12 protein-coding genes are annotated in these 14,317 nt (G+C 63.2%); 7 read left to right on the top strand and 5 right to left on the bottom strand.

The window, feature by feature from the left end; genetic code table 11:
- Window position 1: 1 nt before the first annotated feature.
- From H0485_RS16305 to H0485_RS16290, 4 genes are all read right to left on the bottom strand, one after another.
- Entirely contained in the window at window positions 2-904 is a 903-nt protein-coding gene (locus tag H0485_RS16305) for an ABC transporter permease subunit (protein WP_226937017.1), read from the bottom strand.
- On the bottom strand, window positions 901-1,908 hold the full coding sequence (locus tag H0485_RS16300; protein ID WP_226937016.1) for an ABC transporter permease subunit: 1,008 nt from the start codon (window positions 1,906-1,908) through the stop codon (window positions 901-903). Before H0485_RS16300 ends, H0485_RS16305 begins: the two co-directional genes overlap by 4 nt.
- Window positions 1,909-1,982: 74 nt before the next feature.
- The gene (locus H0485_RS16295) at window positions 1,983-3,587 is read right to left on the bottom strand and encodes an ABC transporter substrate-binding protein (RefSeq protein ID WP_226937015.1); all 1,605 of its coding nucleotides are present in this window, start codon (window positions 3,585-3,587) and stop codon (window positions 1,983-1,985) included.
- 155 nt (window positions 3,588-3,742) lie between these two features.
- The gene (locus H0485_RS16290; protein WP_226937014.1) at window positions 3,743-4,975 is read right to left on the bottom strand and encodes a M24 family metallopeptidase; all 1,233 of its coding nucleotides are present in this window, start codon (window positions 4,973-4,975) and stop codon (window positions 3,743-3,745) included.
- 365 nt (window positions 4,976-5,340) lie between these two features.
- Between H0485_RS16290 and hemP the strand changes: the two genes are divergently transcribed.
- Window positions 5,341-5,490, top strand: a complete 150-nt coding sequence (hemP, locus tag H0485_RS16285; protein ID WP_226937063.1) for a hemin uptake protein HemP — start codon at window positions 5,341-5,343, stop codon at window positions 5,488-5,490.
- 170 nt (window positions 5,491-5,660) lie between these two features.
- Here the strand turns inward: hemP and moaA are convergent, their stop codons facing one another.
- Complete coding sequence (moaA, locus tag H0485_RS16280; RefSeq protein WP_226937013.1) at window positions 5,661-6,674, bottom strand: GTP 3',8-cyclase MoaA; 1,014 nt, start codon at window positions 6,672-6,674, stop codon at window positions 5,661-5,663.
- Window positions 6,675-6,775: 101 nt separating this feature from the next.
- Here moaA and H0485_RS16275 point away from each other — a divergent pair, with 101 nt between their 5' ends.
- From H0485_RS16275 to H0485_RS16250, 6 genes are all read left to right on the top strand, one after another.
- Entirely contained in the window at window positions 6,776-7,240 is a 465-nt protein-coding gene (locus tag H0485_RS16275; RefSeq protein WP_226937012.1) for a hypothetical protein, read from the top strand.
- A 155-nt stretch (window positions 7,241-7,395) separates the two neighbouring features.
- Window positions 7,396-8,880 (top strand): MocR-like pyridoxine biosynthesis transcription factor PdxR, encoded by a 1,485-nt coding sequence (gene pdxR / locus H0485_RS16270; RefSeq protein WP_226937011.1) that lies wholly within the window; start codon window positions 7,396-7,398, stop codon window positions 8,878-8,880.
- Window positions 8,881-9,010: 130 nt separating this feature from the next.
- Entirely contained in the window at window positions 9,011-9,754 is a 744-nt protein-coding gene (locus tag H0485_RS16265) for a sulfite exporter TauE/SafE family protein (RefSeq protein ID WP_226937010.1), read from the top strand.
- Between the two features lie 135 nt (window positions 9,755-9,889).
- Window positions 9,890-12,715, top strand: coding sequence for a molybdopterin-dependent oxidoreductase (locus H0485_RS16260; protein ID WP_226937009.1), 2,826 nt, complete (start codon window positions 9,890-9,892; stop codon window positions 12,713-12,715).
- Complete coding sequence (locus H0485_RS16255; protein WP_226937008.1) at window positions 12,712-13,443, top strand: 4Fe-4S dicluster domain-containing protein; 732 nt, start codon at window positions 12,712-12,714, stop codon at window positions 13,441-13,443. The genes H0485_RS16260 and H0485_RS16255 overlap by 4 nt, the downstream gene beginning before the upstream one ends.
- Window positions 13,444-13,446: 3 nt before the next feature.
- Window positions 13,447-14,316: a dimethyl sulfoxide reductase anchor subunit family protein gene (locus tag H0485_RS16250; protein WP_226937007.1), complete on the top strand. Its 870-nt coding sequence runs from the start codon at window positions 13,447-13,449 to the stop codon at window positions 14,314-14,316.
- The last annotated feature ends 1 nt before the right edge of the window (window position 14,317 follow it).

The following is a 14,317-nucleotide window of genomic DNA, read 5'->3' as shown; positions in this document are numbered from 1 at the left end:
CTCAGCTCCGCTTCAGTTTCGGATCGAGCGCATCGCGCAGACCATCGCCCATCATATTGATCGCGAGCACCGAGATCAGGATGGCAAGGCCGGGGAAGGTCACAACCCACCAGGCGCGGGTGATGAACTCACGCGCTTCGGCAAGCATGGTGCCCCATTCGGCGGCCGGGGGCTGCGCGCCCATGCCGAGGAAGCCAAGCGCTGCCGCATCGAGCACGGCGGAAGAGAAGCTCAGCGTGGCCTGAACGATCAGCGGCGACAGGCAGTTCGGCAGGATGGTTCTGAACATCAGCCGCAGATTGCCGGCACCGGCGACACGCGCCGCCGAGACGTAATCGCGCTTCAGCTCGGACATTACCGCCGCCCGGGTCAGGCGGGCGAAATGTGGCTGATAGACGATGGCAATGGCGATCATCGCATTGGTCAGGCCCGGCCCGAGCATCGCCACCAGCACCAGGGCCAGCAAAAGCGAAGGGAAGGCGAGGATGATATCCATCACCCGCATGATGGCCATATCGACCCAGCCACCGAAGAAACCGGCGATCAGACCGATGATCACCCCGCCCGCAAGGGCGATCGAGACCACGACAACGCCGATGAACAGCGAATATTGCGAGCCCGAGATCAGGCGCGACAGGATATCGCGGCCCACCGGGTCGGTGCCGAGCAGAAACTCGGCGCGCCCGCCCTCGGCCCAGGCGGGGGGCAGCAGCATGGCGTCGCGATACTGGAAGGCCGGGTCATGCGGGGCGAGGATACTGGCAAACAAAGCCGTCAGCACCAGCAGCACGAAGATGACAAGGCCAATGACCGCGCCGCGGTTGCGCGAGAAATAGAACCAGAATTCAGCCAGCATCTGGCGGCGGATCTGGGCGGAGGTGAGGCGGACCGGGGTGTCGCTCATTTGTTGCGGATCCTCGGATTGATAAGGCCATAGGTAAGGTCAACCAGCAGGTTCACCAGCATCACCACCGCTGCGATCAGCAGCAGGCCGGATTGCACCGACGGATAGTCGCGGCGCGAGATGGAATCGATCATCCATTTGCCGATGCCAGGCCAGGAGAAGATCGTCTCGGTCAGAATGGCCCCTGCCAGCAGCACGCCGATCTGCAGACCGATGGTGGTCACCACCGGGATCATCGCATTGCGCAAAGCATGCACGCCCACCGTACGGGCGGGCGACATGCCCTTGGCGCGGGCGGTGCGGACATAATCCTCGCCCAGCACCTCGAGCATGGCCGAGCGGGTCTGGCGCGCGATCACCGCCAGCGGGATGGTTGCCAGAACCACGGCAGGCAGGATCAGGTGATGCAATGCCGAGGCAAAGGCGCCTTTCTCACCCGACAGCAGGCTGTCGATCAGCATGAAGCCGGTCACATCGGGGAAGTAATACATCAGCGAGATCCGGCCCGAGACCGGGGTCCAGCCGAGGATGCCCGAGAAGAAGATGATCAGCAGCAGGCCCCACCAGAAGATCGGCATCGAAAAGCCGACCAGCGCCACGCTCATCGAGATCTGATCGAACCAGGAGCCGCGTTTGATCGCGGCCAGCACACCAATCGGGACGCCGATACAGATCGCGATCACAATGGCGACGAAGCCAAGCTCGATCGTCGCCGGGAACAGCGACAGGAATTCCGTCAGCACTGGTTTTTTGGTCACCAGGGAATTGCCGAGATCGCCTTGCAGCAGATTTCCGAGGAAATCGAAATACTGCAGGATCACCGGCTTATCAAAGCCGAGCTGCGCCATCAGTTCGGCATGGCGCTCGGGCGTAACGCCGCGCTCGCCCGCCATCAGCAGGACCGGATCGCCTTTGAGAAAGCGGGGGAAGGCAAAGGTGACAATGGTAATGCCGAGGAAGGTCGGCACCAGCCAGAGTAACTTGGAAAGAATGAAACGCACCATTGGCTGGTTCCTAAGAAGAGAGGCGCGGGAGGTATAATCCCCCCGCGCATCCGGTTGCAGTCATGAGTGTGGGATTACTCGGCGAAGTCCACAGTTTCGAAAGTATAATCGCCAAGCGGGCTTTGCACGAAGCCGGTCACATTCGCGGCCATCGGCACATATTGCGTCGAATGAGCAATGGTGAACCAGGGAGCCTGATCCTTGAAGATGACCTGAGCCTCTTCATAGAGTTTGGTGCGCTCTGCCGGATCCGAGCTGGTTTTGGCCTTGGCGAGCAGGGCCGAGAACTCTTCATTGCACCAGAAGGCACGGTTTGCACCGCCCGGCTGGGCTGCGCTGCAGCTCAGCAGAACCGAGAGGAAGTTATCCGGATCGCCGTTATCGCCGGTCCAGCCGAGGATAACCGCACCGGGGCGGCCCGGCTCCATGGATTTGTCGAGATATTCACCCCATTCATAGGAGATGATCTCGGCTTTGACGCCCACGGCCGCCAGGTCCGACTGCATCAGCTCGGCGGTGCGGCGTGCATTGGGCATATAGGGGCGCTGCACCGGCATCGCCCAGATCTGCATGGTCAGGCCCGAGACCCCGGCCTCTTCCAGCAGCTTCTTCGAGGCTTCCGGATCATAGGGGTCGTCCTGGATCGCGTCATTATACGACCACATGGTCGGCGGGATCGGGTTCTTTGCCGCTTCGGCATGGCCCTGGAACACGCCCTCAACGATGGCTTCTTTATTGATGGCCATGTTCAGCGCCTTACGCACGCGGGCGTCGTCGAAGGGCGCAAGCGTGGTGTTATAGGCCAGGTAGCCGACGTTCAGACCGGCCTGCTCATCCACTTTCAGCTTCGGGTCGGCTTTCATCGACTCGATATCGGCGGGCGAGGGGAAGGGCATCAGATGGCATTCGCCGGCTTTCAGCTTCTGCAGACGTACAGCCGCATCCGGGGTGATGGCGAAAACCAGGGTGTCGATCAGCGGCGCGGTGCCCCAGTACTGATCATTGCGGGCATAACGGATCACCGCGTCTTTCTGATAGGCGACGAAGGTGAAGGGGCCGGTACCGATCGGCTTGTTGTTCAGATCTTCCTTGGTGCCATTGGCTTCCAGGGTCGCGGCATATTCTGCCGACATGATCGAGGCGAAGGGCATGGCGAGGTTGGCAAGGAACGGCGCCTCGGCCTGGGAGAGGGTGATCTTAATGGTGTAATCGTCGAGTTTCTCGACCGATTTCACTAGGGTCGGCATCTCCATCGAGTTGAAATACTCATAGGTGATGCCCGGGGTATACTGGTTCCAGGGGTGGTCGGCTCTGGCCTGACGCTCGAAGGAGAAGATCACGTCATCGGCGTTGAAATCGCGCGAGGGGGTGAAGACATCATTCGAATGGAATTTCACGCCCTGACGGAGCTTGAAGGTATAGACGGTACCGTCTTCCGAGACTTCCCAGCTTTCCGCGAGGCCCGGCTCGACTTCGGTCGTGCCTTTTTTGAACTCGGTCAGACGGTTGTACATCGGATGCGCCGAGGCATCGAAAGTGGTGCCGGAGGTATAGGGGCCGGGATCAAAGCCTTCGGGCGATGCTTCCGAGCAATAGACAAATGTCTTGGCCATGGCCGGTGCAGCCGCCGAAAGGGCGAGTGCCGAAGCGGCAAGCAGGCTGCGGGAGAAGAGGGTCATGCGAAAGGTCCTTTCACTCTCTGCTGGGAGATCTGCGCGGGGGCTTGGAGCCCCCGTCATATGTGACTGTTTTATAGCCTGGGCCGGATAAGGGATATGGCCAGGGGCGGGCACTCTGACAGATTGACGGTCAATCTGCTGGTCAAAACGCTGCGTCAGAGTGGCAATGTGTAGTCATCGCTGCCGAAGGGCGTCACGGGCGATTCAGCAGGCGGGCAGAACCAGCGCGGCCCTTCATCCGTCATATAGACAATGTCCTCCAGTCTGATGCCGCATTCGCCATAAAGGCACAGCATCGGTTCGATCGAGAAGCACATTCCGGGCTGAAGCTTTGTCCGGTTGCCTTTGACGATATAAGGATCTTCATGGATGTCGAGGCCCAATCCATGGCCGGTGCGATGCGGCAGGCCCGGCAGGGCATAGCCCGGGCCAAATCCCGCCGCGCTCAGGCTGTCACGCGCGGCCTGATCGACCGCTTCACAGGGCGTGCCGATCTGTGCCGCTGCAAAGGCCGCGCTCTGCGCCGCATATTCGGCCTGCCAGAGCTCAGACTGGCGCCGGCTGGGCGGGCCGAAAACATAGCTGCGCGTGATATCAGAGGGATAGCCATGCAATATGGCGCCCATATCAATCAGAACCATATCGCCGGGTTGCAGGATCTGCGGCTCGGGCACGCCATGCGGATAGGCGGTAGCCTCGCCAAACTGCGCCGCCTCAAACAAAGGCTTCAGCCCCATGGCCCGGTGCGCGGCGCGGATGAAGGCGCAGGTTTCGGTGGTGCTGATGCCCGGGCGCAGCCCCTGCCAGACGGCTTTATGGACCTGCCAGCTGGCGTTCATCGCGGTCTGAATGATGGCGATTTCGGTGGGGGATTTGATCTGGCGGATGCCGGCAATCAGCTGTCTGGCGCTGGTGACGCGCCCGGCCATGGCCTCGGTCAGCGGCGCAGCAAAAGCATAGGGGGTGGCCTGATCCAGGGCCAGCAGGGCATCGGTGCCACCCAGTTTGCGGGTCAGATCTGCGATCAGGGTGAAAGGATCCTCATCCTCCTCCCAGGTGGCAATCTGACCGGGCTCGCGCAGCAAAGTGCGCAGTTTCGGCTCCTCAAAGCAGGGGCTGATATGCACCACTTCGCCCCTTGCCGGCACCAGTGCGCCGTGAATGCGCTCGGACAGTCCCAGCTCATGGCCGCAGAAATACCGCAGCGAGGAGGAGGCATCGAGCCAGGTCGCGCCGATCCCTGCCGCCTGCATCCGGCTTTGCAGCTCTGCCCGCCGCGCCGCGAATTCAGCCAGGCTGACCGGCGGGGCCGAGACCGGAGCAAACCGCTTCAGAGCGCTGTCAAAATCAGGCCCCTGGCCCGCACCGCCGGAATTATTCTGGCTCATCATCGATCCTCAGGAAAAAACGCGGGGAAAAATGAACCCGATTGGTCCGGGTTTCAAGTGGCAGAGCCTGTGGCAAAGCGCGCGTGCCGGGCGAGGGCGCGGCAGAAGCCAGGAGTCATATGCTATCTTGACAGAAAAAAGTAAATCAGTCAGGAATTATCGCAGAACAGCGAACCCCCCGGGGTCAGCCAGCAATATCAGCAGGAATCGCACAGAATCATCGCCATCATCGCCCGGCTCACCGCGGGCATCGGTGCCGGTCTTCTGTCCATGATGCCTTTTGGCCGGAAAACCGGTTCGCAACCGGCTCCGGAGGCCTAGATCGAGTGAATGGGGATAGTGAGATGAACATCCAGCATGAGCCAATGCTGACGCCCTGGCTGCAGGGCGATGCCACTCCGGTGCATGAGGCACGGGTGCTGACCGAGGGCGGCTCGCTGGCGCGGATCGTGCTGGACGGGCAGGTCTATACTCTGCGCATCACCCGCCAGGGCAAGCTGATCCTGACCAAATAAGCGACAGATCTGCGGCTTCCGACCGGCGCCGGGTTTCCCTCGCGGCGTCTTTGGCGGATTGCGGGTGCCGGGGGCGAGGGAATGCGCCTCCGGCACGCGTCTCTCCGGCACCCGTCTCTCTGGCACCCGCCTGTCTGTTATCACCCGTCTCTCTGGCGGGCGCAGCGGTCTCAGCCGCCGGTATGGCTCATATGGCGCGACATTTGTCCGCCGATCACCTGGCGGCTGTAATCGAAATCATGGCCTTTCGGTTTACGGGCAATCGCCGCCCTTATGGCCTGTTCAAGCTGCTCTGGCTGATCGGGATGGCTGCGCAGCGGGGCGCGCAGATCCATCATATCCTCCTGGCCGAGGCACATATAAAGCTGGCCGGTGCAGGTCAGCCGCACCCGGTTGCAGCTTTCACAGAAATTATGGGTCAGCGGCGTGATAAAGCCGATCTTCTGCCCGGTTTCCTCAACCCGCATATAGCGCGCCGGTCCGCCGGTGCGCTCGGCCAGATCGGTCAGGGTCAGCCTGGTGGCAAGCCCGGCGCGCAGATCGCGCAGGCTGAGATACTGATCAAGCCGGTTCTCATTGCCCAGATCGCCCATCGGCATGACCTCGATAAAGGTCAGATCATGGCCCTCACGCGCGCACCAGTCGAGCAGGCTGAACACCTCACCATCATTAAAGCCCTTCAGGGCCACGGTGTTGATCTTGACCCGCAGCCCGGCGGCTTTGGCGGCGGCAATGCCCTCGAGCACCTGATTCAGCCGGCCCCAGCGGGTGATCTGGGCGAATTTCTCCGGATCAAGCGTGTCGAGCGAGACATTGATCCGCCGCACCCCGACCGCGGCCAGCGGCGCGGCATATTTTGCCAGCTGGCTGCCATTGGTGGTGAGCGTCAGCTCTTCCAGCGCGCCGCTCTGCAAATGCCGGGCCATGGCCTCAAAAAACGTCATGATGCCACGCCGCACCAGTGGCTCTCCGCCGGTGATGCGCAGTTTCGACACCCCGAGACCGATGAAAGCCGAGCAGAGCCGGTCCAGCTCCTCGAGCGTCAGCAGTTCTGCCTTGGGCAGAAACGTCATATGCTCGGCCATGCAATAGGTGCAGCGGAAATCGCAGCGATCAGTGACCGAGACCCGCAGATAGCGGATGGCGCGGGCGAAGGGATCGATAAGCGGGGCAGGGTGCATCATGAGGGTAAGCTAGGATCAGCAAGCCCCCGCCACAAGCGGCAAAGCATGAAAAGCAGCAGTTGCGGGCCGGCAGGGCTGCGCCTAGTCTCGCGGCTATGATGATGCGCGCATTTCTTCTCCTCCCGCTGATGTTTGGCCTCTCGGCCTGTTCCGTTTTCGACGGCAAAGGCAGCCCCTCTGCTCAGGGTAGTTCCGGCGATCTGGCAAAGGAATTTGCCCCCGCCGTGACCAGCACGCCGCTCGGCGGCGGGGGCACCAGTGCCGCGGCGCTGGACCGGACCTCTGCGGCGGAAAAAGCGGCGGCCCTTGCCGCCCCGGTCGCCTCGGGCGAGCGGGCGCTCGGCAAAGCCGTGGTCGCGCTCGGCCCCCCGGCCGAGGCCGGTCTCTGGGTGCAGAGCGTGCTGATCCCGGCCAAAGGCCCGGGCCGGGTCACCGGACCGGATGGCAAATCTCTGGCGCTGGAGTTGCGTCCGGGCAGTGGCGGGGCGCTGCTCTCGCTTTCGGCCTATCAGGCGCTGGGCCTTTCGCTGACCTCGCTGCCGGAACTGACGATCTACGGCAGATAAGCCTGCCGCGTCTCTCAGCCCCTGCCCGGGATAAGCGCGGGATAAGAAAGACAGATGAAGGGCTTACCCTTTCATCTGCCTGGGTCATGCGCTCTTGACAAACTGCCGCAGAACACCGCTCGCTGCATCCGGATTGATGGCGCGACAGGTCCAGAATGACGATTCCGGTAGAAGCCTTTTTCCTCGCATCGGGCGGCGCGGGCACTTTGCAGAGCCGGATCCGCGCCATGGTCACCGATGGCATCCTCTCGGGCCGGTTCCGCCCCGGCCAGCGTATGCCCTCTTCGCGCGGTCTGGCCGGGCATCTCGGCATCAGCCGTATCACCGTGACCCTGGCTTACGGCGATCTGGTCTCCTCGGATTATCTGACCTCGCGCGGGCGCTCGGGCTATTATGTCTCGGAGAATGCGCCGCGCGCGCCGGAATTTCCCTCACCGGCCCGCCCGGCTGAAGAGGTCGATTATCTCGCCTTTTCGGGCGGGCGTTTCAGCCGCGCCATGCAGGGCGTCGAGCGGCCCGAGGACTGGGAGCGCTACCCCTGGCCCTTCATCTATGGCCAGACCGATCCGGCGCTGTTTGATCATCAGAACTGGCGCGCCTGTGCCCTGCGGGCGCTGGGGCGGCGCGATTTCGGCGCGCTGACCGCCGATTTCTATGAGCGCGATGATCCGGCGCTGATCGAACAGGTGCTGCGGGTGATTCTGCCGCGCCGCGGCATTGCCGCAGGCCCCGATGAGGTGCTGCTGACCATGGGGGCGCAGAATGCGCTCTGGATGGCCTCGCAGATCCTGCTGCCCGAGGGGGCCGGGCATCGCGCGGTGATTGAAAATCCCTGTTATTCCGGGATGCGCCGGTTGCTCGATATCACCGGCGCCGGGATTTTGTCGCTTGATGTTGATGAGGGCGGGCTGCCGGTTCAGGCCCTGACCGGCAGGGCACGCCAGGGCGATGTGGTGTTCGTCACCCCCTCGCATCAGTCGCCCACCAATGCCACCATGCCGCTCGAGCGGCGGCTCAAGCTGCTCGAGGCCGCCAGCCATGAGGATTTCGTGATCATCGAGGATGATTACGAATTTGAGATGAGCTTCCTCAAACCGGTCTCTCCGGCGCTGAAATCGCTCGATAAGGCCGGGCGGGTGATCTATGCCGGTTCGTTCTCGAAATCGATCTTTCCGGGCATGCGGCTCGGTTATCTGGTTGGCCCGCCTGATTTTATCGCCGAGGCCCGGGCTTTGCGCTCAATGGTGCTCAAACATCCGCCCGGCCATATCCAGCGCACCGTCGCCTATTTCCTCGCCGAGGGGCATTATGATGCGCTGATCAACCGGATGCGCACCGCTTTCCGCCGCCGCCGCCAGGTGATGGAAGAGGCGATCGCCGCCGAGGGGCTGACCATTGCCGGGCAGGGCGGCTATGGCGGCTCGTCTTTCTGGATGCGCGCGCGCGAGGGCGTCGATACCAGCCTGGTCGCCCGCGCCCTGCGCCATGAGGGGGTGCTGATCGAGCCTGGTCGCAGTTTCTTTGACCCGGCCCGGGCCGAGCAGAATTTCTACCGCCTCGCCTATTCCTCGATCCAGCCGGGCCGTATTCCCGAAGGCATTGCCAAAATCGCCCGGGCTCTGGCGGTTCAGGGCGGCTGAGCGTCTCTGAGGCGCCCGGCACTGGCGCTATCTGCCCCGGGCCACTGGCCCTACCGCACTGCGCTGCGCTGACCAGAGTGAGGCGCAATGTAAGGGCTTACCGGCCGTCCCTCTGTTGCGATGAAGATAAATGATACCCTATGATCTGACATTTGCCGGCATGCTCTGGATCGGGCTTGCGGTTTTCATTGCCGGCCTGGTGCGGGGATATTCCGGCTTTGGCTTTGCGGCGCTGGTGGTGACGGCGGCCAGTCTGGTCACCCATCCGCTGCATTTCGTGGCCGTGGCGCTGCTTTGCGAATTTCTGCTGTCGGCTCAGCTCTGGCGCGCCTCGCGGGACGAGATTGACTGGGGCCGGATCCGGCCGCTGCTGCTGGGTGCCGCCATTGCCATGCCGCCGGGGATCTGGGCGCTGGTCTCGCTGCCCGAGGCCTGGGCGCGCGGCGCGATTGCCGGGTTTGTGCTTCTGATGTGTCTGGTGCTGATGCGGGGCTGGCGCATGACGAAACCGGCGGGGCTGCGGGGTAATTTCATCGCCGGCCTGGCCTCGGGCCTGGCCAATGGCCCGGGGATGGGCGGGCTGCCGGTGGCGGCCTTCTTTGCCGCCCAGCCGATTCCGGCCAATGTGTTTCGCGCCACGCTGATCGCCTATTTCCCGCTGCTTGATGTGCTGAGCATTCCGATGTTCACCCTCTCGGGAATGGTCACGCGTGAGACTTTCCTCGCGACCGCGCTCTTTCTGCCGGTTGCCTTGCTGGGCAATTTCCTCGGGGCGCGCCGCTTTATCGCCGCCGATCCGGCCGGGTTCCGCCGCTTCGTGGTCTGCCTGCTGGCCGGGCTGGCAACAATCGCCCTGGGACATGCCATGATCTGAGCTTTTTGCAGCCTGGCGGGAGAATTTTCCGGGCTGCCGCGCCGTCCTGGTAAAATTTACCTTCTTGCCCCGGCGCTTGCGGAACGGCAGATTGCCGGAAATGGCAAGCCATGCATAACGTCGGGGGGCAAGGACGTGACACAGCAGCCACGGGTCGTGACCTCACCCCGGGTATCCGATGAGATCCGCAAGACCACCTGTTACATGTGCGCCTGCCGCTGCGGGATTGATGTGCATCTCAAAGCGGGGCGCGTCACCTATATCGAGGGCAATCGCGACCATCCGGTGAACAAGGGGGTGCTCTGCGCCAAAGGCGCCTCTGGCATCATGCAGGTCACTGCCCCCTCACGCCTGACCGGGCCGCTGAAACGGGTCGGGCCGCGCGGCTCGGGCGCGTTTGAGCCGGTCTCCTGGGAAGAGGCGCTCTCAACCGCTGTCGCCTGGATGAAGCCTCTGCGCGAGACCGCGCCCGAAAAGCTGGCCTTTTTCACCGGCCGTGATCAGAGCCAGAGCCTGACCGGCTGGTGGGCGCAGAATTTCGGCACGCCGAATTACGCGGCGCATGGCGGCTTTTGTTCGGTCAATATGGCGGCGGGGGGCATCTACACCATCGGCGGCGCCTTCTGGGAATTCGGCCAGCCCGACTGGGAGCGCACGAAGCTTTTCGTCATGTTCGGCGTGGCCGAGGATCATGACAGCAATCCGATCAAGATCGGCCTCGGGCGGTTGAAAGAGCGCGGCGTGCGGGTGATCTCGGTCAATCCGGTGCGCACCGGCTATTCGGCAGTGGCCGATGACTGGTTTGGCATCACGCCCGGCACTGATGGCCTTTTCATCCTGTCGCTGATCCATTGCCTGATGGAGGCGGGGAAAGTCGATCTCGACTATCTCGCCCGTTATACCAATGCGCCGATGCTGGTGAATGAGAGGCCAGGGCCGGAAAAGGGTTTGCTGGTCAAAAATGCCGAGAGCCAGCCTTTCGTGATCGACCGCGACACCGGCCAGCCCGCGCCCTGGGATGGCAAAGGCACAAAGCCGGATCTGGGGGCGACATGGCAGGGCAGCCGCACCGTTTTCGCCCATATGGCTGAGGAATATCTCAAGGCCGAATATGCGCCCGAGGCGGTGGCCGCGCGCTGTGGTATCGAAGCCGCGCGGATCCGCGCGCTTGCCGCCGAGCTGGCGCATCAGGCCTTTGACAATGCGATCTCGCTGCCACGGCCCTGGACCGATTTTCGCGGCGAAGAGCATAGCGAGATGCCGGGCCGCCCGGTCTCGTTCCATGCGATGCGCGGCATCTCGGCCCATTCCAATGGCTTCCAGACCGCCCGGGCTTTGCATCTGTTGCAGATCGTTCTGGGCGCGGTGGAATGCCCTGGCGGCTACCGGTTAAAGCCGCCCTATCCCAAACCGGTTGAGGCCCATCCGACGCCGCATTTCCAGGCCGCGCCCGGCAAGCCGCTGACCGGGCCACATCTGGGCTATGTGCGCGGGCCGCAGGATCTGGCGCTGAAAGCGGATGGCAGCCCGGCCCGGATCGATAAGGCCTTCACCTGGGAGGCGCCGCTCTCGGCGCATGGGCTGATGCATATGCTGATCCCCAATGCCCATGCCGGTGATCCCTACCGGATCGACACTTTGTTCCTCTACATGGCGAATATGTCGTGGAATTCCTCGATGAATTCCGCGCGGGTGATGGAGATGCTGACCGAAAAGGGCGAGGATGGTGACTATCTGATCCCACGCATCATCTATTCGGATGCCTATGCCAGTGAGATGGTCGCCTATGCCGATCTGATCCTGCCCGATACCACCTATCTGGAGCGTCACGACTGTATCAGCCTGCTCGACCGGCCGATATCTGAGCCCGATGCCGCCGGAGACAGTATCCGCTGGCCGGTGGTCGAGCCGGACCGCGATGTGCGCGGCTTCCAGAGCGTACTCCTTGATCTTGGCGCAAGGCTTGGCCTGCCGGGGATGGTGAATGAGGATGGCAGCCCGAAATTCCGCGATTATGCCGATTATATCGTCAGCCATCAGCGCCGGCCTGGCATCGGCCCGCTGATGGGCTTTCGCGGTACTGGCGAGGATCAGGGGCGCGGCGCGCCGAACCCCGGGCAGATCGCCCGCTATGTTGAGAACGGCGCCTTCTATCAGGCCCATATCCCGCAGGAGGCGGCATTCTATAAGCCCTGGAATGCCCACTATCAGGACTGGGCAGTTGACCTGGGGCTTTATGACAGCCCGCAGCCCTATCTGTTCCAGATCTGGTCCGAACCGCTGCGCCGCTTCCAGCTTGCAGCCGAGGGCGAGGGCGAGCATCAGCCGCCCGACCATCTGCGGGCACGGCTGCGCGAAAGCATGTCGCCGCTGCCCCTCTGGTATCCGCCACATGGCGAGCGGGCGGGGGCGGAATATCCGCTCCACGCCCTGACCCAGCGACCAATGGCAATGTATCATTCCTGGGGCAGCCAGAACGCCTGGCTGCGGCAGATTTTCGGTAAGAACTACCTCTATCTGCCGACCGCGGTCTGGCAGGCGCAGGGCTTTAAGCCCGGCGATTACGCAAAGGTCACTTCCCCCTCGGGCGAGATGACCGTGCCGGTGGCGCATATGGCGGCGCTGAATGCGCAGACGGTCTGGACCTGGAATGCGATTGGCAAGCGCAAGGGGGCCTGGGGCCTGTCGAAAGACGCGCCCGAAAGCAATCAGGGGTTCTTGCTGAACCATCTGATCTCAGAGCTGCAGCCGGGCGAGGGGCGGGTGCCAAATTCCGATCCGGTGACCGGCCAGGCGGCCTGGTTTGACCAGAAGGTCCGGGTCGAGCGGGTGGAGCGGCGTGACGCCTCCGCCCCGGATTTCGCGCCACTGCCCGAAGTGCCGCATATGGCTGATCGCCGCAGCACCGGCCGCAGCGGCTTTTTCGCTAAACTCTTCGGATCAAAAGGGGGCGCGGCATGACCTGCCTGCCGGGAAAAACCGAAAAGGCGCTGGGCCTCGTCATCGATCTCGACACCTGCGTCGGCTGCCAGGCCTGTGTCACCGCCTGCAAGGGCTGGAATGACAAGGGTGAGGGGCTGCTCTCGGATCAGGATGCCTATGGCGCATCGCCTTCGGGCACTTTCCTGAACCGGGTGCACAGCTATGAAAGCCTGCCCGATCAGGGCGCGGCCAGTATCATCAATTTCCCGCGCTCCTGCCTGCATTGCGAGGATGCGCCCTGTGTCACCGTCTGCCCGACCGGCGCCAGCTATAAAAGGGTCGAGGATGGCATCGTGCTGGTCAATGAGGATGCCTGTATCGGCTGCGGTCTTTGTGCCTGGGCCTGCCCTTACGGCGCGCGGGAGCTGGATCAGGCGGCGGGGGTGATGAAGAAATGCACGCTTTGCGTCGACCGGATTTATAATGAGGCCCTGCCCGAAGCAGACCGTCAGCCCGCCTGCGTGCGGACCTGCCCGACCGGGGCACGGCATTTTGGCGATTTCGCTGATCCTGAAAGCGCGGTCTCGAAACTCTCGGCGGCGCGCGGCGGCTATGCGCTGATGCCGGGACAGAACACAAAGCCGGTGAACCGCTATCTGCCACCCCGCGCCAAAGGCCAGGCCGCGCTGCCGCAGCTGGCCGCCTTTGCCGATGTCAGAGCCACCGGTCTTGCAGGCTGGCTGGACCGGCTGCTCGGAAAGATCTGATCTATGCATCCTGCCCCTTCTGTTATTCTTTTCACCGCGCTTTCGGGTCTTGGCCTGGGCTTTCTGATCTGGCTGGGCAGCGGCGTCTTGGTCCTGAGCGGCTGGCCCGCCTTCTTTGCCTGGGGTTTTGGCTATGCGCTGAGCATAGGCGGGCTCATGGCCTCTTCCTTCCATCTCGGCAATCCGCAGCGCGCACTCCTGGCCTTTACCCAATGGCGCTCGAGCTGGCTCTCGCGGGAGGCCTGGGCGTCCTGCCTGACGCTGATCGCTTTCGCGCCTCAGGCGCTGTCGGACTGGCTGGGCTTTGGCTGGGGCAGAGGGTTTGGCCTGGCCGGGGCCGCGCTGGCCTTGCTGACGCTTTTCTCAACCGCGATGATCTATGCCCAGCTGAAAACCGTGCCGCGCTGGCATCACTGGCTGACCCCGGTCAGTTTTCTGGCCTTCGCGCTGACGGGTGGTCTGTTGCTGGCGCTGCCCGGGCTTTTGGCGGCTTTGCTTTGCCTGATCCTCGCGCTGGTGCTGCTGGCGCAATGGATGGTGGGAGACGGGGCTTTCGCCCGGGCGGGCGAGACGATGGAAAGCGCGACGGGGCTGTCGGGCGGGCGGCTGCGGGTGTTTGAGCAGCCCCATACCGGCGAAAACTATCTGATGCGCGAGATGATCCATGTGGTCGGGCGCCGGCACAGCCGCAAACTGCGCCTGATCGCGCTGATCGCAGCGGCTTTGCTGCCCGCGCTCCTGAGCCTGGCCCTGCCGCCGCTGGCCGCCGCGCCCCTTGCCGGGGCGGTGCATATGCTCGGGGTCTTTGCGGCGCGCTGGCTGTTCTTTGCCGAGGCCGAACATGTGGTCGGCCTCTATTATGGTCAGCGCTGAG

The sequence above is a fragment of the Pseudogemmobacter faecipullorum genome (genome assembly GCF_020539525.1).
Lineage (GTDB): Bacteria > Pseudomonadota > Alphaproteobacteria > Rhodobacterales > Rhodobacteraceae > Pseudogemmobacter > Pseudogemmobacter faecipullorum.
This window is presented reverse-complemented; position numbering and strand designations above follow the sequence as displayed.

What these genes read in the sequence shown, in the direction of transcription:
- H0485_RS16275 (WP_226937012.1), top strand. Translation starts at nt 6,776, where the DNA reads ATGCGCGCATTTCTTCTCCTCCCGCTGATGTTTGGCCTCTCGGCCTGT.
- H0485_RS16295 (WP_226937015.1), bottom strand. Translation starts at nt 3,587, where the DNA reads ATGACCCTCTTCTCCCGCAGCCTGCTTGCCGCTTCGGCACTCGCCCTT.
- H0485_RS16290 (WP_226937014.1), bottom strand. Translation starts at nt 4,975, where the DNA reads ATGAGCCAGAATAATTCCGGCGGTGCGGGCCAGGGGCCTGATTTTGAC.
- moaA (WP_226937013.1), bottom strand. Translation starts at nt 6,674, where the DNA reads ATGATGCACCCTGCCCCGCTTATCGATCCCTTCGCCCGCGCCATCCGC.
- pdxR (WP_226937011.1), top strand. Translation starts at nt 7,396, where the DNA reads ATGACGATTCCGGTAGAAGCCTTTTTCCTCGCATCGGGCGGCGCGGGC.
- H0485_RS16265 (WP_226937010.1), top strand. Translation starts at nt 9,011, where the DNA reads ATGATACCCTATGATCTGACATTTGCCGGCATGCTCTGGATCGGGCTT.
- H0485_RS16305 (WP_226937017.1), bottom strand. Translation starts at nt 904, where the DNA reads ATGAGCGACACCCCGGTCCGCCTCACCTCCGCCCAGATCCGCCGCCAG.
- hemP (WP_226937063.1), top strand. Translation starts at nt 5,341, where the DNA reads ATGCTGACGCCCTGGCTGCAGGGCGATGCCACTCCGGTGCATGAGGCA.
- H0485_RS16255 (WP_226937008.1), top strand. Translation starts at nt 12,712, where the DNA reads ATGACCTGCCTGCCGGGAAAAACCGAAAAGGCGCTGGGCCTCGTCATC.
- H0485_RS16300 (WP_226937016.1), bottom strand. Translation starts at nt 1,908, where the DNA reads ATGGTGCGTTTCATTCTTTCCAAGTTACTCTGGCTGGTGCCGACCTTC.
- H0485_RS16250 (WP_226937007.1), top strand. Translation starts at nt 13,447, where the DNA reads ATGCATCCTGCCCCTTCTGTTATTCTTTTCACCGCGCTTTCGGGTCTT.